Raw genomic sequence first — 19,381 nt, forward strand, 5'->3', positions numbered from 1 at the left:
AACTGAAATGCGACTCAGTCAAAAGAGCGCGAACCTAGGGCGCCGCTAATATAGGCGAGAAGTTTGCCGGTGCAAGTTTGCAACGGTTGTAATGAATAAGTCGCAAATTTATCAATAGGTTAGGCTGTGATTTACGGTGTAATTGGCGGCTCGCTCGCCCTTTGGATTGCTGCTCATCCCCCTGCCGGGACCTTCGCCCCGCCATGCGGGGAGAAGGGAGTTTGCGGGGGGCGCATCGCTCCTTTGCGACGTTGCGCGCCGATGAGGCCAAGACCGCTCCCGGGCTCGCTCTCCCCGCTCGCGCGGAGAGGGCTGGGGTGAGGGGCAAAGCTTGCGACGACGCGCGATGTGGGCGCTCAGACGGCTTCCGCCTCACGTAACGTCAGGCCGCAGCATGAGCGCAAAGTGAGCATTGAGGTTCACACCAGCCGCGCCTCGATCAGGAACGGGCCGCGGCGCGACAGGGCCGCGTCGAAGAGCGCGGCAAAGGCCTCGCAGGAGGTGGCGACGGCAGCTTCGACGCCGAAGCCGCGGGCGAGCGAGACCCAGTCGAGCACGGGGTCGTCGAGGTTCAGCATGCGGCGCGCATTGGTTCCGATCTCGTCGACGCCGACATTGCGCATTTCGGCGTGGAGGATGGCGTAGGTGCGGTTGGAAAAGATGACGGTGACGATGTCGAGATTTTCGCGCGCCTGGGTCCACAGGCCCTGAATATTGTACAGGGCGCAGCCATCGGCCTGCAGGCAGATGACTTTCCTGTCGGGGCAGGCGATCGCCGCACCGGTCGAAAGCGGGATGCCTTCGCCGATGGCGCCGCCGGTCTGCATGATGAAGTCGTGGGGTGCGGCGAAGGCCGAAAGCGCGAAGTAGCGGCGGGCCGAGGTGGCCGCCTCGTCGCAGACGATCGCATTTTCCGGGACCTTGTGGGCGACGATGACGGCGATCGCGTCTTCGGTCAGCGTGCCGGAAGGTTCGCCCTCGTCGGCAGGTGCGCCTGGCACGGGCAGCGGCCGCGTTGCGCTGATGCCGAGTTCGTCGCGCAGCGCTTCGAGCGTTGCCTTGAGGTCTTCACCGTGGCTGGCGAGCGTTGCGACCGCGCAGCCTTCCGGCACCAGCCGGCCGGGCTTTCCCGGATAGGCGAAGAAGGCGACCGGTTCCGGTGCGCCGACGAGGATCAGAACCTTGATGTCGCGCAGCGTCTCCAGCGCCATGTCGATCGGGTAGGGGATGCGCCGCGGCGCCACCCGCCCGCGGCCGCGCTGGGTGTGGGCGACGAGCACCTCGTTGAAAAGCTGGATATTGCAGGCCGCCGCGATCCGCCCGGCGATGGCGAGGCTGTCGGCCCTTGCAGCGGCGCCACCCAAGACCATTGCAACGCCTTCCGGGTTCGCTCGGATGAGGCGAGCGACTTCGCGGACCGTCTCGGGGCTCGCGGGCAAGGGGGTTTCGACGAGCACTTTCTGCGCTGGCGCGTCGGTGGAAAGCGCGCCCCAGGCCGCGTCTGCAGGCAGGATCATGGTGGCAACGCCGGGTGGCGTCAGCGAAGCGCGATAGGCGGCGGCTGCCGTCGGCCCGACGTCGGAGGGGTCCTTTACCCGCCGCACCCAGTTGGACATCGGGCGGGCCAGACCCTCGATATCGCTGGTCAGCGGTGCGTCGAGGGCAAGATGGTAGGAGGCATGGTCGCCGACGATGTTGATGACGGGCGTGCGGGCGCGGCGCGCATTGTGCAGATTGGCAAGGCTGTTGGCGAGGCCCGGACCGGTATGCAGCAGGGTGGCGGCCGGGCGGCCGGTCATGCGGGCATAACCATCGGCCGCTCCGGTGACGACGCCTTCGGCGAGGCCGAGAATGCAGCGCATCTGCGGCTTGCGATCAAGGGCGGCGACGAAGTGCATTTCCGACGTGCCGGGATTGGCAAAGCAGACATTCACATCGTTTGCCAAGAGTGTGTCGACGAGGATATCCGCGCCCGTGGTGCGAATTCGTTGGCCGCCTTCTCCCATATGCGTCTCCCCCGATGGCCGTCGGGGCATGATAACTTCAAGTCGACCGGGCGCAAGGCGCCGCCGGCCGGCGCCAGGAGGCGAAATCTTGGGTAGGGTGCCTCAGGTCCGCTGCAAGGCGAGATGGGCGCCGAGCCCGATCAGCACCGTGCCGCCGGCACGCTGCAGCAGGCGCTGCGCCTTGCCTGAGCGGCGCATTCTCGAAACGACGGCGCCGGCGAGAAACACGCAGACGAGATCGGCCGAGGAGAACATCAGGTTGACCACCGTGCCGAGCAGCAGGAACTGCACCCAGACCGGAAAGGCGGCAGACGCATCGGTGAACTGCGGCAGGAAGGCGACGAAGAAAATGGCGGTCTTCGGGTTCAGCACCTCGACGGTGATGCTCTCGAAGAAGGCGCGGCGCGCCGATTTGGCCTCGACCACCGGCAGGCCGCCTTCGCCGCTTGCCTTGGCGCGCATCAGCGTGAAGCCCAGCCAGACGAGATAGGCGGCACCCGCAAGCTTGACGGCCAGATAGAGCGTCGGCACCGCATGGAACAGGATGGAGAGCCCGGCGGCAGCGGCAAGGACATGCACGTAGCCGCCGATGTGAATGCCGAGCGAGGCCATGAGGCCGGCAAAGCGCCCGCGCGCCATGGTCTGGGCTGCGGCATAAAGCATGGCCGGACCCGGGATATAGGCGAAGATCGCGGTCGTCACGAAGAAGGTGAGGAGTATTTCGAGAGATGGCATTGCGGGATGCTCCTCGTCTGGTGACGCGCGGCCTTTTCGAGAATCGTTTTAGGGCCTTGCGCGGGAAAGTTGAAGTAAAATAGTTGCGCGGAACACCGGTGCCTTCGGCAACGAGGCGTTCGGCACTTGCCAGGAGTCAGGCCGGTATTTCTGCAGCCACGAGCCGGTCCACCTCGCGCCCGCTCCCGGCAAGCCCTGCGGCCACACCCTGACGGTCCTCGGTGCTGCGGTTCTGGCTGATCTTGCGCTTGCCGTCGAGGCGGTGGATCGGCAGCCGCAGGCCGGTGATGCCGCGAAGCTGGGCCTTGAGGAAGGCGGGCGGGGCGTCGCTGACGCGCCAGGGCTCGGTGCGTCCGGCTTCGTGCCGGTTCGTCAGGCGGGTGACGACATCGAGAAGCCGGTCCTCGTCGGTGAAGAACTCGGCCTCGCCATAGGCATGCACCGCCGCATAGTTCCAGGTCGGCACCACTTTTCCGTGCTCGCGCTTGGAGGCATACCAGGATGGCGACACATAGGCGTCCGGCCCCATGAAGATTGCCAGGGTGCTGCCGATCGGCGCCGTCGAGCCTTGCGGGTTGGCGCGGGCGAGGTGGCCGTAGAGCGTGCCATGGGGGCCTTCGTCGCGAACAAGCAGCAGCGGCAGCGGGGTGGCGACAAGACCGTCGGCCGTTGCGGTGACCAGGGTCGGAAGCGCCGCCGCATCGATGATCGCGTGTAGCACGCTCAGCGTCTCTTCCTTGAAGGCCGGGGGTGTATACATGGTCTCGCTCCTTGTGCTTGCCCTGTGATAGATGCAAACTGGACTGACACGAATATCCAGTTTCTGCATAAATTAGTGGGCCAGTTGATGGTGGAAGACAACGAGGCGAGACGCGGGGTCACGCGGCGGATTTACGAGGCGCTGAAGGCGCAGATCCTCGACGGCACCTACCGGCCCAAGGACCGGCTGCCTTCGACGCGGGCGCTTGCGGCCGAGCTTGGCGTGTCGCGTACCACCGTCACCACCGCTTACGAGCAGCTTCTCTCCGAAGGATTTCTGGAAAGCCGCCAGGGCGCGCCTTCACGGGTGGCGCTGCTGAGAGAAGACGGCGCCGCGGCGCGCCCGGCGACCGGGCCTTCCGGAGGAGTGTCGCCGGCAGCATCCTTGCGCCTGTCGCGATTTGGGGCGGCTCTCGGTGACGGGCCGAGCTGGGTGCCTGTTTCGCGCGGCCTGATCGCGGACTTTCGCTACGGCGATCTGTCGGCTGCGGATTTCCCGGCCGAGCCCTGGCGGCGGGCGGTCAATGCGGCTCTCAGGCGAAGGCGGCAGCGGCTCGCCTATGACGATCCTGCCGGGTCGGCGGACTTGCGCGCTGCACTTCAGGCCTATCTCTGGCGGGCAAGGGGGCTGCGGTGCGATCCCGGCCAGATCATCATCGTCAACGGTTCGCAGCAGGGGCTGGACCTTGCCGCGCGTGTGCTCGTCGATCCCGGAGACCGCGTCGCGATCGAGGACCCGGGCTATGTGATGGCCCGGCGGGTGTTTTGCGCGGCGGGAGCCGATATGGTTCCGATCGCCGTCGACGAGGAGGGTTTGAGGACGGCGCTGCTCGAAGGCCTTGATGATGTCAGGCTCGCCTATGTCACGCCGTCGCATCAGTTTCCGCTCGGCAGCGTGCTTTCTGCCCGGCGAAGGCAGGAGCTTCTCGCCTGGTCCGGGCGCACCGGGGCCTTTGTGATCGAGGACGATTACGACGGCGAGTATCGTTATGACATCCAGCCGATCCCGCCGCTTCAGACCATGGCGCAGGCGCAGAACGTCATCTATCTCGGCACGATCTCGAAAAGCCTGTCGCCGATGCTGAGGCTCGGCTACCTGGTCGTGCCGCCGTCGCTTCACCTGGCCTTCACAGCCGCCAAGCAGCTCATCGACCGCCATTCCCCCGTTCTCGAGCAGGAGGCGCTGGCGGCGATGATTGCGAGTGGCGCCTATGAGCGCCACATCCGCCGCAGCCGGCGCAGCAATGGCCGCCGCCGCGAGGCGTTGCTGAGCGCCCTCAAGGTGGAGCTTGGCGAGCAGGTGACGATATCGGGCGCCGATGCGGGCCTGCATGTCGTCGTCTGGTTCGAGCGGCTGGAAAAAGAACTGGAAGGCGCGCTGATCGAGCGGGCGCGCGCTGCCGGCATCGGCCTCTATCCGGTTTCGCCGCTCTATGCCGACGCCGGCCAGCGCCCCGACCGGGCTGGCCTCGTGATGGGTTATGCTGGCCTCGAGGTGGCGGAGATCGGCAAGGGGGTGGCGGCGCTTGCCGAAGTCTTGCGTGGCTGGGGCGGCTAACGGGTGCTGCGCGACGCCGTAGTGTGGCGGTGCCATCTCCGCTATAGTCTTTGTCGGTGCCGGGATCGATTTTTGCAAATTGCCGAAGGGCGGCGTGATCAGGAGGCGAGGCCGATGGCAGAACGGAGGGCGCAGCCGTTGCAGCCGGGAGATCCGGCTCCGGACTTCACGCTTGCGAGCGTCAATCGCGACGCTCCGGTTTCGCTTGCGAGCCTCAGTGGCCGTCCGTTTCTGATCGGTCTGTTCCGCGGATTGCATTGTCCCTTCTGCCGCCGTCAGCTCCGGCAGCTTTCCGCCGTCGAGCCGGCACTTCGCGCCGTCGGCGTCGAGACCTTGGCAGTGGTCAATACACCGGTCGAGCGGGCGCGCCTCTATTTCCGCTACCAGCCGACACCGGTCACGCTGCTTTCGGATCCGGAGTGCCGGACGCATCGGGATTTCGGCGTGCCGCGCGCGGTGTTCCTTTCGCCCGATAGCGACGAGCCGCCGCAATGGCCTGATCGCGCAAGGCTGGCGGATTTCGAGGCGACGCGCATCAACCCCACGGGCGAATTGCCGGAACCGGCGCAGCCGATGCGGGCCAATGATATACTCAATGCCATGGACGGCTTCGAACTCAACGAGACGGACAGTCGCATCTACACGGAGCATGGCACACAGCTTGTCGGCCATTTTCTGATCGATGCGGCCGGCATCGTGAGATGGAGCGAGATCGAAGCGCGCTTCGGGCCGGAGGAGCTCGGCGTCTTCCCGGCTTCACGCGAAATCATGCTTGCTGCCGGCAAACTCGCCGGCTAGATCCCGCTCTCAAGTGGAGCCACATGAGGCGGAAAGATGCTCTAGAATCAAAGAGCTAGTGTTGTAACTCTAACGCTTGTTTCGCCCTTGCGACACCGCCGCAGGTGATCTACGCGTTGATCCCGATCGGGAGCGAGATCGCCCCGTTGCTCGCCAATGTGATGCAGTGGCTGAGTACGCGCATTGCGCACATCGCCGATTCGCAACAGGAATTCGACAATGGGCCGGCCGCAAAGGTTGGAGCTCCTCGGACGTGGATGGGGGGCGCCTTGCGGCTCTCGTCGGTGCGATTGTCGCGGGACTGAAATCCTAGGGACCAAGCGGTAAGCTTGGTACCCTTCCTAAAACGAAGACCACATTTGGGAGAGGCCTATGAAAGCGCTTGTCGTGGTTTGCCATCCGGCTGCCGATAGTTTCAATCACGCGCTGGCGGAAGCGGTGCGGGCGGCTTGGACATCCGCGGGGTGTGATGTCGTCTTTCATGATCTCTACGCAGAAGGTTTTGATCCGCTTCTGTCCGCGTCCGAAGCTCGGGGCACGTCGACCGCGGACAAGACAGTCGCAGCGCATATTGCCGAGCTTCGTGCCTGTGATCTGCTCGCTGTCATTCATCCCAATTGCTGGGGCGCACCGCCGGCAATGATGAAGGGCTGGATCGATCGCGTGTTCGCCTCGGAGGCCGCCTACACATTCGCCAAAGGCGTTGACAACGGGGACGATCCGATCGGCCTGTTGCGGACGCGCGCTGCTTTGATCCTGAACACGGGCAACACTCCGGCCGAACGTGAGAAGAATCACTTCGGCGACCCGCTCGATCACATCTGGCGGCGGTGCATTCTCGAATTTTGCGGCGTGAAGCATGTGAGCCGCGCGCTATTTGGTGTCGTCGCCACAAGTTCCCGCGACGAGCGACGAGCGTGGTTGGAACAGGCTGGAAAGAAGGCGCGGGAAATGTGGGAGCTAGCGTTGCGACGCTAACGTTTGTTTCGCCCTTGCAACCTTTTCGAGGATTTGGGCGGCGGACTTTATCCAGACGAAGGGTTTGGGGTCGGCATTGTGGGTTTCGAGGTATTGCATGATGGCGTCTATCAGCTGTGCGACACTTTTGAAGGCTTCGCGGCGGATGCGGTTTCGGGTGATGTCGGCAAAGAAGCGTTCGACCATGTTGAGCCAAGATGCCGAGGTGGGCGTGAAGTGCAAGTGGAAGCGCGGATGCGCCTTGAGCCAGCGGTTCACGGCCGGGGTCTTATGGGTGGCATAGTTGTCAACGATGAGGTGAAGGTTGAGACCGGTGGGGGTCCTTTGATCGATCAGCTTGAGAAAGCGCACGAACTCGCGATGACGATGGCGCGGCATGCAGGTCCCGATGACCTTGCCGTCCAGCATGTTGAGCGCCGCGAACAGGGTGGTGGTGCCGTTGCGCTTGTAGTCGTGGGTCATGGTGCCGGCGCGGCCCTTCTTCATCGGCAGGCCGGGCTGGGTGCGGTCGAGGGCTTGAATCTGGCTCTTTTCATCGACACACAGCACCAGTGCCTTGTCCGGCGCATCAAGATAGAGCCCGACCACATCCTCGACCTTGGCGGCGACGTTCTTGTCGCGCGAGACTTTGAACGTCTTGACAAGATGCGGCTTCAGCCCGTGCGCCCGCCAGATCCGCTGGACGCTACCGTAGGAGATGCCTGCCGCCGCCATGCTGCGCGTGCTCCAGTGGGTCGCGTTCGGCGGTTCCTCGTGCAGCGCCATGCGCACCACCTGCTTGATCTTCTCGGGCGCTAGCGGCTTGACGCGCGTCAAGAGCCCATCCACCCCCTTGACCACATAGCGGCGGCGCCAGCGGCGCACCGTCAGCAGACTTTTGCCGGCCGCCGACGCAATCGCCTCCGCCGTCAATCCATCGCTCGCCAACAGCACAATCCGCGCCCGCCAAACCACCTTCTGGGGCGTCTTCCGGTCCCGGACCAGCCGCTCCAGTCTCCTCGGTCCGGTCCGAATGGACAACCTCTCGAAAGCTCACAACTAGAGCGTCCTTGCTGCATTCGTATGAACGCACGGCGCCCCAGGCGGGCGTGCAGGCAAGGGGCGGCGGTGTTGCGTCGCCGGCTGGAACGGCCGCGCGTTACGGTTAGCCGCTTGCGCCGGGGTTGTGTCCGCGCATAGTGGGCAATCTTACAATGTGGCAGTCTGGCCTTCATGAGAACCCTTCGCATCCATCCCAACTTCACGACGTGTTCGGCGAAGAGCAGCCGCCGGCCTATCTGGCAGCGATCCTGCTCGTTGGGATCGGCGCGGCCGCCGTCTTCGCGCTGTCGGCGGGGCCGATGCTTCAGGAGCTCGCCTGGTGGCGGGCGGCACTGGCGCTTGTCCTCGTCCTCGATATCGCCGCCGGCTGTGTCGCCAACTTCACCCCCTCGACCAATGATTTCTACGCGGCGCGGCCGCGCAATCGCTGGATCTTCATCGCCATCCACGTGCACATAATTGCCGTCGCGCTCATCATCGGCAGCGGGCTTGCTCCTGCGATTGCTGTCTGGGCCTATACGATTGCCGCGGCCACGATCGTCAACTTGCTTGCCGGGCGCGCGCAGCAGACCTTTGTTGGTGGGCTGCTGCTGGCGGTTGGCCTCACCGGCTTGCCGCTTCTGCCTGGCCTGACGCCGGCGATGGTGGCGGTTGCGGGCCTCTTCATGCTGAAGGTGCTCTTCAGCTTCGCGGTCGATCATTATCGAACCGTCTCGCCCCAAGATGGGCACCCGCGCTGATGCTCGGTTCGGCACGAGCTGCCTCCAGGGATCTGGCGGAAGGCGCGTCCACTGCCTCGGGCGCCCCGGTCCGGGGTTCTGACCTTGCTGCCGCGGTCCACGGCATGAGGCTGGGTGCGGTCAATGTTTCCGGAGATTCTAGAGCGCCGTGCGTTCATGTGAACGCACTAGGGACGCTCTAGAAACTCCAGGAAACATGCAGCTTACCCTCCCACACATCGAGATCTTTCTGGCCAAAGCTCAAATAGCCGCCCGTCGCCTCGAGCTGGAGGTTGTCGTTCACCAGCATTCGGAAGCCGGAGCGCAGCGAGAACGACCATGGCGAGGGTGTCACTTCCGACAGGTCGCCGGTCAGGATCTTGCCATCGTTCGGCCGTTCGAACTGGTATTCGGCGCCAAGCTCGGTGAAGACGAGAAACGGCTGCCCGTCCGGCAGGCGGAAGTAGCGGCTGATTTCGGTCGACAGATCGAGAACGCCGTAGTTGTAGCTGTCGCCGGGAAGGGAAACGCTGACCGGTATGTTGAGGATGTTGCCCGAAAGGTCGTAATCGTCGCTGTTGATGTGCGACCAGCTGACCGACACCTTGGGACGGATGAGATAGGCATCGACCTTGTATTGGCCGTGGAGCGAGATTTCGCCGGCAAGACGCTCGGAATCCTGTTCGCCGCTCAACACGCTGAGATCGATATCGTTGTCGTAGCGCCCATAGGTCAGCGATCCGTCGATCGCCCAGTGCTTCGAGAGGCGGTAGGCGGCATAGGGGCCGAAGCTGAAGCCATCGGTATCGATGCCCAATGTGCCGTCGAACGCGTCGGTCGAACTGTCTTCAAGGGCAACGGTCATCCCGACGACAAGGTCGCTGGTGATGCGGCGATCAAGGCCCATGGTCAACGAGCGGGCGAGCGTATCGCTGTCGCGGTCGTAGCGGTTGTCGGATATGTCTGCGAACTGGATGTCCGACCAGAAATTCCAGAGCGAGGGCGCCGGCAGATCGCGGCCCGGCGTCAATGGCACCTGAGAAGATCCGCCGCCGCTGCGGGCGGCAGCGTCTTTGGCGGCGAGATCACGGCAGATCGGCAGGTCGCGCTGCTGCTTGGAATTCACCGATCTCGGATCAATGCAGGTATCGGGCGTCCTGCCGGCGATCACCCGGCCACCCCTGACCGCGGTCGGGGTGCGTGGATTGAAGCCCGGATAGATCGGCTGCGGGCGAACATCGGGTCGGCCATCGGGCAGCGAGAAATCAGGAAAAACGGGCTGCGGTCCGACGTCCGGCCGACCATCGGGCAGCGAGAAATCGGGAAAGACGGGTTGCGGGCCAACGTCCGGCCGGCCATCGGGCAATGAGAAATCAGGAAAGACGGGCTGCGGGCCGACGTCCGGCCGGCCATCGGGCAGTGAGAAATCGGGAAAGACGGGCTGCGGGCCGACGTCCGGCCGGCCATCAGGCAGCGACAAATCGGGGAGGACGGGCTGCGGGCCGACATCCGGCCGGCCATCGGGCCAGTTTATGTCTGGAAAAAGACCATCACGCACCTGGTTCTGCGTGTCGAGCAGGCACGGCTTTCCGCCGGACAGGTCGTAGAGCTTGTGCGTGCCGCCGTTGCCGTTGGAAACGACTGGGGACAACGAGAGATGGAGGCCACGTCTGCTCTTGGTCCAGGTGTCGACCGTTTGGTTGCCTTGCGCCGCTTCGAGGCCGAAGGATCCGGCGCTCGTTCCTGAAAGCCAGACGGAACTGGTGGCCCCTTTCGTATTGCCGAGATAGGCCAGGCCGCCGCTGGAACTGCAATTGGCGGCAACGGCTACGCCTGGCATTGCGAGACTGCCGAGGCCCGTAAGCAGCCCGGCATAGGCTGTGATCGATCGACAGCGGCTAACCATGTTACGCGTGCTCCCCCAAGCTTGCGTCGACCTCGTCGATACGAGGCATGGTCTGCTGCGCCAGCCGCGTCCGGCAGGCGCAACACCCCTTTTCCGAGTGGCACGGCAAAGGGTGAACGATGAATCGTCAACTCCAGCTTGCACATTCCCTCAATGCCGTGGACAGTGCTACCGTCAAATTTCAGTGGAAGCTTGTGGACCGGTACCAGTGTTTTCAAGGGTGTTGGCACCGCAACGGTCGGCACGAGGAGGAGGGGCGGGTGGAGAATTCGACGGGACATGGGGCGGTGCGCATTCCGACATTCGACGACGTGCAGGCGGCTCGCAGCCGGATTGCCGGTGTTGCCCACCGAACGCCGGTACTGACCTCTCGCACGGCCGACGCTGCGACCGGCGCGCGGCTGTTCTTCAAAGCGGAAAACCTGCAGTGCGGCGGCGCCTTCAAGTTTCGCGGCGCCTACAACGCGATCGCCGCCTTAAGGCAAAGCGGATCGCGACAGGGCGTCGTCGCCTTTTCCTCCGGCAACCATGCCCAGGCGATCGCCTATGCCGCGCGCCTGCAGGGCGTGGCCGCGACCATCGTGATGCCTGATGATGCGCCCGAGATGAAGGTGGCGGCGACGCGCGGCTATGGCGCCGACGTCGTGTTTTACGACCGTTACAAGGAGGACCGCTCGGCGATCAGCGCCAAGCTGGCGGCCGAGCGCGGCGCCGTGCTGATCCCGCCCTTCGACCATCCCGATGTGATCGCGGGCCAAGGGACGGCGGTTCTGGAACTGATCGAAGAGGTCGGCGAACTCGATCTGGTCGTCACGCCGCTCGGCGGCGGCGGCCTTCTGGCCGGTAGCGCGCTCAGCGTGAAGGAGCGTTCGCCGGGTGCCGCCATCGTGGGCGTCGAGCCGGAAGCCGGCAATGACGGCCAGCAGTCGCTGCGTCAAGGCAAGATCGTTGCGATCGGCGTGCCGAAGTCGATTGCCGATGGGGCGCTGACCCCCAGCATCGGCCGGTCCAACTTTCCGATCATCCAGCGCGCCGTCGCCGATATCGTCACGGTGAGCGATGCGCAGCTCGTCGAGACCATGCGCTTTTTTGGCGAGCGCATGAAAATCGTCGTGGAGCCGACCGGCTGCCTGGCGGCCGCCGCCGTGCTTGAGGGGGTGCTCGCCTGCGCCGGCAAGCGCGTGGGCATCGTGCTCAGCGGCGGCAATGTCGATCTGGCGACCTATGGCGCGCTGCTGCGGTAGAGAGCGGCGGTCTGAGCAATTCCAGGAAAAGTGTGCAGCGGTTTTTCGTCCGGAATTGCGAACGTTCAAACCACCGCAATTCCAGGAAAAGTGTGCAGCGGTTTTCCGTCCGGGATTGCGAATTTTCAGGCCACCGCAATTCCAGGAAAAGCGTGCACCGGTTTTCCATCCGGAATTGCGAATTTTCAAACCAGAGCAACACGAAAGCGTGAATTGGGAGGGTGAATTTATTGCGTGTATTTTAGTTGGGTTTCGTCATGCCGCTCAACCGCAATCCAGAGGGTTTGCTCATGAGAACGCTCATTCTTGCCATATCCGCACTGGCGCTTACGGCCTCCACCGCCTTTGCTGATCCAATTGCAGACCGTAAGGCTATCATGAAGGAGCGCGGTCGACTGGTCGGCACAGTCGCTCCCATGGTCAAGGGAGAGAAGCCGTTTGACGCTGCCGTTGCCATGACCGCCCTCACGGGCCTTAGCGAGAACGCACAAAAATTCGACGTGGACGTCTTGTTTCCCGCTGGCAGCGAGACCGGAGACACGGCGGCTTTGCCGGCAATTTGGCAAGACATGTCCGGGTTCAAGGCGGCGGCCGAGAAATTCCGGGTGGATGCGGCCGCTGCCGTCGCTGCCAATCCGCAGGATCTCGACGCATTTAAGACGCAGTTCAACGCGGTAACCGCGAATTGCGGCAGCTGTCACGAGAAATTCCGGATGAAGAAAGAATAGCGGGCATAAGAGCCTGTTCCTGTCGCCCGTCGGAAGCGTCAACGGCTTTCCGAGGCTCCCGGTTCGCGAGGGAGAGACGGTGCTTGTTTGGTTCGAATGCCACAAGCATGAAGAAAGCGCGGCCCGCTATCAGGAAGCCTGCATCAGAACGTCCATTGGGCGGAGGAGGTCTACCCGAAGATGGACGGCCAGTGCTGACGCAGGATCGAGGTGGCACGCCTCACGCCGACGTCGCGGTCTCTTTGCGTCTGGGTTGGATCGCGGCCCAACTGACGCGCTCGATACGGCTCGATCCGGCCGGTTGCAAAGCTTCGTCTTTCCGGTTGCCTTAAGCGGCAAAAGTGGCAAACTGAGCCTCGCGCTATGGCGCCAGAATGTCCGCATGATAGGCGGAGGCTACTGTAATATTTGGTTTTTCTGATTGATTTTCCCTCCGGCCGGTTTCCGCCGGAGGCCAGGTATTGGAAGAGATCAGAGGATTACAGTGACCCCTAGGTGCCCTATCGGACGCGCGGCGCTGCCAAGAAAATAGAGTGCTCCCATCGCGCCCGGGCGGGCGCGGCGCTCATACACAACTGGAGGGTATCGTGACGCTTGCAATCAATGACCTCGCACCGGATTTCGAGGTCGGAACGACCGATGGCACGATCCGGTTTCACGACTGGATCGGCGACTCCTGGGCGGTTCTGTTCTCGCATCCGAAAGATTTTACGCCAGTCTGCACGACGGAACTCGGCTACATGGCGCGCATCAAGCCGGAATTCGACCGGCGCGGCGTCAAGATCATCGGACTTTCGGTCGACCCGCTCGATCGCCACGCCGGCTGGGCGGCCGACATCGAGGAAACACAGGGCCATGCGCCGAACTTCCCGATGATCGCTGACGTCGACTACACCGTGTCGAAGCTCTACGGCATGCTGCCGGCCCCGGTCTCGGGTGATCCGACCCAGCGTACGCCCGCCGATAACCAGACGGTGCGCAACGTCTTCGTCATCGGCCCGGACAAGAAGATCAAGCTGATCCTCGTCTATCCGATGACCACCGGCCGCAACTTCGACGAAGTGCTGCGCGTCATCGACTCTCTGCAGCTGACGGCCAAGCACAAGGTGGCGACGCCGGTGAACTGGAAGCAGGGCGACGACGTGATCATCGCCGGTTCGGTCAGCGACGACGATGCCCGCAAGGTCTATCCCGACGGCTGGAAGGCGCCGAAGCCCTATATCCGCATCGTGCCGCAGCCGAAGGGCTGAGGCGTCGCATCGGCAAGGGGTGAGGGCGTGCCCGCCCTCATCCGCGCGGTGAGGGGATGTGCCCCTCATCCGAGCGTGGGCGGCCCCTCATCCGCCTGCCGGCACCTTCTCCCCACAGGCGGGGAGAAGGAATTCCGCTGCACCCGCTCGCCGTCCTCGATGCCTTCGGGTTTGGTTAGAGCGAGCGGAGTGAAAGCCTGGTGCATCCATTCTCCCCCTCAAACGGGAGAGGGAAATTCGAGCGTGCGGCAACGTCCCTTCGCCCCGCTTGCGGGGAGAAGGTGCCGGCAGGCGGATGAGGGGCGGACCGCCACTGTTGCACGACGCCTCGATGCAAGGGAGCCGCCGATGATCTTCCGTCAATTGTTCGACAGCGTGTCCGGCACCTATACTTACCTGATCGCCAGCCGCCAGGGCGGGGAGGCGCTGATCATCGATCCGGTTCTCGAAAAGGTCGAGCGTTATCTGCAGCTCGTGCGCGAACTCGATCTCAGGCTCGTCAAGGCCGTCGACACGCACCTGCATGCCGACCACATCACCGGGCTTGGGGCGCTGCGCGACCAGACCCATTGCATTACCGTCATGGGCGAGCAGACGGCAGCCGACGTCGTTTCCATGCGGGTGGCGGAGGGCGACCGGGTGTCGATCGAGGGCCTGAGCCTCGACGTCATGTATACGCCCGGCCACACCGACGATTCCTATTCCTTCCTGATGGGCGGCGACCTGGGACGGCGGGTCTTTACCGGCGACACGCTGCTCATCCGCGGCACCGGGCGCACGGATTTCCAGAACGGCGACCCGCGCCAGCAGTATGACTCGATCTTCAACAAGCTTCTGAAACTGCCTGACGAGACGCTCGTCTATCCGGCGCACGACTATAAGGGCGACACGGTCTCGACCATCGGCGAGGAGAAACGCTTCAATCCGCGGCTTCGGGTGAAATCGGTCGATGAATATGTCGACCTGATGAACAATCTGAACCTGCCGAACCCGAAGATGATGGACGTGGCGGTGCCGGCCAATGTCCATATCGGGCTGCACCAGGACGAGATCGCGCGGCGCGGCTGGGCGCTTTCGGTAAAGGAGGCACTGGTGCTTTGCGGCCGGGCGAGCATCGCGCTGGTCGACCTGCGCGAGAAGGCCGAGCGGGAAAAACACGGCGTGATCCCCGGTTCGCTGCATGCGCCCTATCCGGATCTTCAGCAGAATATCGCTGCCGGCGGCATGTTGCACGAACTGGCCGAAGCGACGGGAAAACGCATCGTCTTTTACTGCGCCTTCGGCGAGCGCTCGGCGATGGCTGTCGAGGCGGCACAGCAGATGGGCATCGTCAGCGCCTGCCATATCGAGGGCGGCATTGCCGCCTGGAAGAAGGCGGACGGGCCAGTCACGCATTGATGCCGACGCATTGACGCCGGGCGACGGCGCGCCATTTCCTATCCATGCGTTCGACGTGGTCAAAGCGAGCAAAGCAGGGTCGAGATCATGCATAAATTCTCTGTCAGCATCACCAGGGATTTCGAGGCCGATACCGCCGAGGAGGCGGCCTTGCTGATGTATCAGTATCTGACCCGCGAGCCGGCGCCGCTGTCCTACACCGCCACGGACGAGACGAAGAACATCACCCGGCTGACACTCGACCGGGAAAAGGCGGATGAATTCGCCGGCGTCGATCACACGGCGGACCCGGGCAATTGGTAGCCGTGACGGCCGGAACCAATCTCCGGCGAAGCCCCCGATAGCGATCGTTTCACGACGTTGAGTTGCGTCTTTGGCGGCACTGTCGCCAGCCGTGCGGACAGGGGCCCATCGCGCCCAAAAGTGGCGCCAAAACGATCGGTTTCGAAAACCATCGCCATTCTCGATGCGATCAACCGGTCGCAGGCGATCATCGAGTTCGATCTCAATGGCAATATCCTGACTGCCAATGAGAACTTCTGCCAGGCGATCGGCTACGAACTCCATGAGATCGTCGGCCGGCATCACCGCATGTTCGTGCAGCCGGAGGAGGCCGCGTCGGCCGCCTATCGCGAATTCTGGGCGCGCCTTGCGCGCGGCGATTACGAAAGCCAGCAGTATAAGCGCATCGGCAAGGGCGGCCGCGAGATCTGGATCGAGGCATCCTACAATCCGGTGTTTAGGGGTCGGAAGCCCTATAAGGTGGTGAAGTTCGCGACCGACATCACCGCGACGAAGGCGAAGAGCTGCGACGACCAGGGCAAGATCGACGCGCTGTCACGGGCCCAGGCGGTCATCGAATTTACGCCTTCGGGCGAGATCCTCACGGCCAACGAGAATTTCCTCGCGACGATGGGATACGAACTGCGCGAGACCGTCGGGCGGCATCACTCCATGTTCTGCGAGCCGGGTTACGCGCACTCGCCGGATTACGCCACCTTCTGGCAAAACCTGGCGTCCGGGCGCTTCGTCACTGACCAGTTCATGCGGCTCGGCAAGGGCGGCCGCACGGTCTTCATCCAGGCCTCCTACAATCCGATCCTCGACGATGCTGGCCGCGTCCTGAAGGTCGTGAAATTCGCGATCGACGTTTCTGCCCGCGTGCTGGCGGTCAAGGAGATCGGCGCGGGGCTCGGGCGCCTTGCCGAGTGCAACATCCGCATGACGCTGGACGAACCCTTTGTCGGCGAACTCGAGGGGCTTCGGCGCGACTTCAACACGTCCATCGGCATGTTCCAGGAAACGCTTTCGGCCGTGCTCAGCCAGACCCGTGCGCTCAACAGCGACAGCCACGAGATGAAGGATGCTGCCGAACATCTCTCCGACCGCACGCCAGCAGGCAGCGGCGCTGGAGCAGGTTACGGTGACCGTGCGCACGTCGACGGAAAACACCCAGCAGACACGTTCACTGGTGCAGAGCGCGCGCCAGTCCGCGCACGCCTCATCCGACGTTGTGCGTGATGCCGTCACCGCGATGAACCGCATCAAGACGGCGTCCGAAGAGATCAGCCAGATCATCGGCGTGATCGACGAGATCGCGTTCCAGACCAATCTCCTGGCGCTGAATGCCGGAGTAGAGGCGGCGCGCGCGGGGGACGCGGGCAAAGGCTTTGCCGTCGTTGCCCAGGAGGTGCGCGAGCTCGCGCAGCGCTCGGCCAAGGCGGCCAAGGAGATCAAGGCGCTGATCCAGAATTCTGTCTTAGAGGTCGCCGAAGGCGTGCGCCTTGTCGGCGATACCGGCAGTGCGCTGAAGGAGATCGAAAACTACGTCGAAGCGATCGACGCTCGGATCGAGGCGATCGCAACGGCTGCGACCGAGCAGACGGCCGGTCTCGGCGAAATCAATGTCGCGGTCAATGACATCGACGCCACGACGCAGAAGAACGCCAGCATGGTGGATCGCACCGCCGACGTCAGCGTTCGGCTGGCAGAAGGCGCGCAGCGACTGACCGAACTCGTCAACCGCTTCCAGCTCAACCGTCGCGCCGAGCGGCGCAAGGCAGGCACCGACGCAGCGAGCCGCGGCATCGGCGACCGGCGGCGGACAACCGACGCCAGGGCCGCCTGAAGGGAGGCGGGGCCGTGCAGGGCGTCTCGCCCCGCCCCAACCTCTTGCTGAGCAAAATGAAGCGTCGCTTGCGGGCATCCTGACCGCGGCGGGTTCGGTCTGCGGGCAATGTCGCCGAGCGCTCGCGCCGGCACGCAACGTGTGGTGTCGTCTGTCGTTGACGAAGGCCGCCGATCTATGCATCCTGCCCGCCAGCAACGAAGAGCCGCCTGACGGCATAGGGAACCAGGGCGCAAGGCCCAAGCTATCTGACAAATTTGCATGACCGTGGCGCGTCCTGCGCCCGGAACACGACGCATTCCTGATACGCATTCACGACGTCATTCGCATCGATTGTTCGAGGTCGGAGGGGACTGTGAAGGGAAAGTCGAAGTTTCTGCCGGCGGCGCTGGCCGCATGTCTTGCCGTATCCGCGGCCCTGCCGGCCGCTGCTGCCGATCTGGTGATCGCCATGCCGAACTGGCCGTCGGGCCAGGCGACGGCCAATATCCTGAAGGAAGGCATCGCCAGGAAGTTCGGCCTCAATGCCGAGGTCAAGGAACTTGGCACGCTCAATGCCTTCGTCGGCTTCGAGGCGGGCACGGTCGATATCCAGCCGGAAGTCTGGCGCCCGAATTTCGAGGATGTCGTTCGCAAATACGTGACCGATAAGGGTGTCGGGCGGCTGACCGAACGCAGTGTTCCGGCCTGGCAGGGGCTCTGCGCCACACCGGAAGCGGCGAAGTCGATCAAGACGGTCGCCGATCTCAGCGACCCCGAAAAGACCAAGGTTCTCGACACCGACGGCGACGGCAAGGGCGAGATGTGGATCGGTGCCCAGACCTGGCTTTCGACCGGTATCGAGCGGGTGCGGGCGGCCGGTTACGGCTATGGCGAGAGCCTGACGCTGTTCGAGGCGGAAGAGGAAGTGGCGATGGCGGCGGTCGACGCGGCGGTCGCGACCGGGCGGCCGATGGTGTTTTACTGCTACGCGCCGCATCACGTGTTCGAGCTGCACCAGATCATCCGGATCGACGAGCCGCCGCACGATGCCGCGACGTGGAAGATCCTGCCGCCGAACGATCCGCTCTGGGTGTCCAAGTCCAGTGCCTCGACCGCCTGGGAGGCGGCGCATTTCCAGATCGCCTATGCCACCGCCTTCGGCAAGAAGCATCCTGACGTCGCGAAGTTCCTCGAAAAGGTGGATTTCTCGCCCGAGGAAGTGACGAAGATGAGCTACGCGCTTGAGGTCGAGCGGCAGACGCCCGCCGACTTTGCCAAGAAATGGGCCGAGGACAATGCGGCCCGCATCGACGGGTGGGCGAAGCCATGACCGATACGCCTGACACCAAATACCCCGATCGCTCGCGTCCCGGCGCCCGCCGGCTCGGCATCGGCCTGATTGCTGCCGCTCTCTGCCTCGGGCCGCTGGCAGCACTCGCCCAGACGCAGATCTATGACGCCCGCACCAAGAAGTGGGTGGACTACGACAAGAAGAAGGCGCGGCAGTATTTTGCCCGCAACAACCAGGTGCCGGAAGCGTTCCGCCGGCAGGCGGTGCCGTTCCGCACGGCGGAAAAGCCGGGCACGATCATCATCGACGGCAACCAGCATTTTCTCTACCTCGTGCAGCCGGGCGGCCAGGCGATCCGCTATGGCATCGGCGTCGGGCGCGAAGGCTTCGGCTGGGCCGGCATCGTGCGCGTCGGGCGCACGGCGGAGTGGCCGACCTGGACGCCGCCGGCCGAAATGGTGGCGCGTGACCCGAATGCCGCCAAATGGGCGGCCGGCATGCCCGGCGGGCCGGACAATCCGCTCGGCGCGCGGGCGCTTTACCTCTACGAGGGTGACCAGGACACGATCTACCGCATCCACGGCACGGTCGAGCCCTGGACGATCGGGCTCGATGTCTCGTCCGGCTGTATCCGCATGAACAATGACGACATCGTCGACCTGCATTCACGGGTCGAGATCGGCGCCAAGGTGATCGTGCTGATGCAGGGTGCGGCGCTCTACAAGGGTGTTTGACCCAGTCGCTCGAAAGGCGACCAGATGTTTTTCGGCCGGCCGTCGGGGATCGGGGACAAGGGCGGCCACCCGATCCCGCAGGAAACCGATGACAGGCAGACTATTGGAGAGGAGCGGACAGTGGTG

The 19,381-nt window shown here is 63.9% G+C and carries 16 protein-coding genes and 1 pseudogene; 12 read left to right on the forward strand and 5 right to left on the reverse strand.

Annotated elements, in window-relative coordinates:
• Positions 1-419: 419 nt before the first annotated feature.
• From BBX50_RS11220 to BBX50_RS11230, 3 genes are all read right to left on the reverse strand, one after another.
• The gene (locus BBX50_RS11220) at positions 420-2,006 is read right to left on the reverse strand and encodes an acetolactate synthase large subunit (RefSeq protein WP_065775369.1); all 1,587 of its coding nucleotides are present in this window, start codon (positions 2,004-2,006) and stop codon (positions 420-422) included.
• A 102-nt stretch (positions 2,007-2,108) separates the two neighbouring features.
• The gene (locus BBX50_RS11225) at positions 2,109-2,741 is read right to left on the reverse strand and encodes a LysE family translocator (protein ID WP_065775370.1); all 633 of its coding nucleotides are present in this window, start codon (positions 2,739-2,741) and stop codon (positions 2,109-2,111) included.
• 136 nt (positions 2,742-2,877) lie between these two features.
• Positions 2,878-3,501 (reverse strand): FMN-binding negative transcriptional regulator, encoded by a 624-nt coding sequence (locus tag BBX50_RS11230; protein WP_065775371.1) that lies wholly within the window; start codon positions 3,499-3,501, stop codon positions 2,878-2,880.
• 87 nt (positions 3,502-3,588) lie between these two features.
• On the opposite strand from BBX50_RS11230, the gene BBX50_RS11235 reads away from it, so the two are divergent.
• The 3 genes from BBX50_RS11235 to BBX50_RS11250 all read left to right on the forward strand — a co-directional run bounded on the left by BBX50_RS11235 (position 3,589) and on the right by BBX50_RS11250 (position 6,834).
• On the forward strand, positions 3,589-5,058 hold the full coding sequence (locus BBX50_RS11235) for a PLP-dependent aminotransferase family protein (RefSeq protein ID WP_065775372.1): 1,470 nt from the start codon (positions 3,589-3,591) through the stop codon (positions 5,056-5,058).
• Positions 5,059-5,172: 114 nt separating this feature from the next.
• Positions 5,173-5,856: a peroxiredoxin-like family protein gene (locus tag BBX50_RS11240; protein ID WP_065775373.1), complete on the forward strand. Its 684-nt coding sequence runs from the start codon at positions 5,173-5,175 to the stop codon at positions 5,854-5,856.
• A gap of 372 nt (positions 5,857-6,228) precedes the next feature.
• Positions 6,229-6,834, forward strand: a complete 606-nt coding sequence (locus tag BBX50_RS11250; RefSeq protein WP_065775375.1) for an NAD(P)H-dependent oxidoreductase — start codon at positions 6,229-6,231, stop codon at positions 6,832-6,834.
• Here BBX50_RS11250 and BBX50_RS11255 read toward each other — a convergent pair.
• Positions 6,817-7,854: an IS630 family transposase gene (locus BBX50_RS11255; protein ID WP_083213624.1), complete on the reverse strand. Its 1,038-nt coding sequence runs from the start codon at positions 7,852-7,854 to the stop codon at positions 6,817-6,819. The two genes, BBX50_RS11250 and BBX50_RS11255, sit on opposite strands and share 18 nt — an antisense overlap.
• Before the next feature lie 173 nt (positions 7,855-8,027).
• Here BBX50_RS11255 and BBX50_RS11260 point away from each other — a divergent pair, with 173 nt between their 5' ends.
• Positions 8,028-8,615 carry a hypothetical protein gene (locus tag BBX50_RS11260; protein WP_065775376.1) on the forward strand — a complete coding sequence of 196 codons (588 nt, stop codon included), beginning with the start codon at positions 8,028-8,030 and terminating at the stop codon, positions 8,613-8,615.
• A 178-nt stretch (positions 8,616-8,793) separates the two neighbouring features.
• Here the strand turns inward: BBX50_RS11260 and BBX50_RS11265 are convergent, their stop codons facing one another.
• A complete protein-coding gene (locus BBX50_RS11265) occupies positions 8,794-10,500 on the reverse strand; it encodes an autotransporter outer membrane beta-barrel domain-containing protein (RefSeq protein WP_065775377.1) in 1,707 nt (568 codons plus the stop codon).
• A 260-nt stretch (positions 10,501-10,760) separates the two neighbouring features.
• Here BBX50_RS11265 and BBX50_RS11270 point away from each other — a divergent pair, with 260 nt between their 5' ends.
• From BBX50_RS11270 to BBX50_RS11305, 8 genes and pseudogenes are all read left to right on the forward strand, one after another.
• Positions 10,761-11,744, forward strand: coding sequence for a threo-3-hydroxy-L-aspartate ammonia-lyase (locus BBX50_RS11270; protein ID WP_244513134.1), 984 nt, complete (start codon positions 10,761-10,763; stop codon positions 11,742-11,744).
• Positions 11,745-12,034: 290 nt separating this feature from the next.
• Positions 12,035-12,472 carry a cytochrome c gene (locus BBX50_RS11275; protein WP_065775457.1) on the forward strand — a complete coding sequence of 146 codons (438 nt, stop codon included), beginning with the start codon at positions 12,035-12,037 and terminating at the stop codon, positions 12,470-12,472.
• Between the two features lie 587 nt (positions 12,473-13,059).
• Positions 13,060-13,722, forward strand: coding sequence for a peroxiredoxin (locus BBX50_RS11280; protein ID WP_065775378.1), 663 nt, complete (start codon positions 13,060-13,062; stop codon positions 13,720-13,722).
• 348 nt (positions 13,723-14,070) lie between these two features.
• Positions 14,071-15,120: an MBL fold metallo-hydrolase gene (locus tag BBX50_RS11285; protein WP_065775379.1), complete on the forward strand. Its 1,050-nt coding sequence runs from the start codon at positions 14,071-14,073 to the stop codon at positions 15,118-15,120.
• An 87-nt stretch (positions 15,121-15,207) separates the two neighbouring features.
• Positions 15,208-15,423: a hypothetical protein gene (locus BBX50_RS11290; RefSeq protein WP_065775380.1), complete on the forward strand. Its 216-nt coding sequence runs from the start codon at positions 15,208-15,210 to the stop codon at positions 15,421-15,423.
• Positions 15,424-15,543: 120 nt separating this feature from the next.
• Positions 15,544-17,248: pseudogene (locus tag BBX50_RS30940) on the forward strand (PAS domain-containing methyl-accepting chemotaxis protein).
• A gap of 376 nt (positions 17,249-17,624) precedes the next feature.
• The gene (locus BBX50_RS11300) at positions 17,625-18,560 is read left to right on the forward strand and encodes a glycine betaine ABC transporter substrate-binding protein (RefSeq protein WP_274534003.1); all 936 of its coding nucleotides are present in this window, start codon (positions 17,625-17,627) and stop codon (positions 18,558-18,560) included.
• Positions 18,557-19,255 carry a L,D-transpeptidase gene (locus tag BBX50_RS11305; RefSeq protein WP_065775458.1) on the forward strand — a complete coding sequence of 233 codons (699 nt, stop codon included), beginning with the start codon at positions 18,557-18,559 and terminating at the stop codon, positions 19,253-19,255. The genes BBX50_RS11300 and BBX50_RS11305 overlap by 4 nt, the downstream gene beginning before the upstream one ends.
• Positions 19,256-19,381: the final 126 nt, after the last annotated feature.

This window comes from Ensifer sp. LC11 (assembly GCF_001695835.1).
In the GTDB taxonomy this organism is placed as follows: Bacteria; Pseudomonadota; Alphaproteobacteria; order Rhizobiales; family Rhizobiaceae; genus Ensifer.

Bases quoted from the DNA above. Each gene is read 5' to 3' on its own strand.
- BBX50_RS11290 (WP_065775380.1), top strand. From the start codon at position 15,208: ATGCATAAATTCTCTGTCAGCATCACCAGGGATTTCGAGGCCGATACC.
- BBX50_RS11265 (WP_065775377.1), bottom strand. From the start codon at position 10,500: ATGGTTAGCCGCTGTCGATCGATCACAGCCTATGCCGGGCTGCTTACG.
- BBX50_RS11240 (WP_065775373.1), top strand. From the start codon at position 5,173: ATGGCAGAACGGAGGGCGCAGCCGTTGCAGCCGGGAGATCCGGCTCCG.
- BBX50_RS11275 (WP_065775457.1), top strand. From the start codon at position 12,035: ATGAGAACGCTCATTCTTGCCATATCCGCACTGGCGCTTACGGCCTCC.
- BBX50_RS11230 (WP_065775371.1), bottom strand. From the start codon at position 3,501: ATGTATACACCCCCGGCCTTCAAGGAAGAGACGCTGAGCGTGCTACAC.
- BBX50_RS11285 (WP_065775379.1), top strand. From the start codon at position 14,071: ATGATCTTCCGTCAATTGTTCGACAGCGTGTCCGGCACCTATACTTAC.
- BBX50_RS11225 (WP_065775370.1), bottom strand. From the start codon at position 2,741: ATGCCATCTCTCGAAATACTCCTCACCTTCTTCGTGACGACCGCGATC.
- BBX50_RS11220 (WP_065775369.1), bottom strand. From the start codon at position 2,006: ATGGGAGAAGGCGGCCAACGAATTCGCACCACGGGCGCGGATATCCTC.
- BBX50_RS11235 (WP_065775372.1), top strand. From the start codon at position 3,589: ATGGTGGAAGACAACGAGGCGAGACGCGGGGTCACGCGGCGGATTTAC.
- BBX50_RS11305 (WP_065775458.1), top strand. From the start codon at position 18,557: ATGACCGATACGCCTGACACCAAATACCCCGATCGCTCGCGTCCCGGC.
- BBX50_RS11260 (WP_065775376.1), top strand. From the start codon at position 8,028: ATGTGGCAGTCTGGCCTTCATGAGAACCCTTCGCATCCATCCCAACTT.
- BBX50_RS11250 (WP_065775375.1), top strand. From the start codon at position 6,229: ATGAAAGCGCTTGTCGTGGTTTGCCATCCGGCTGCCGATAGTTTCAAT.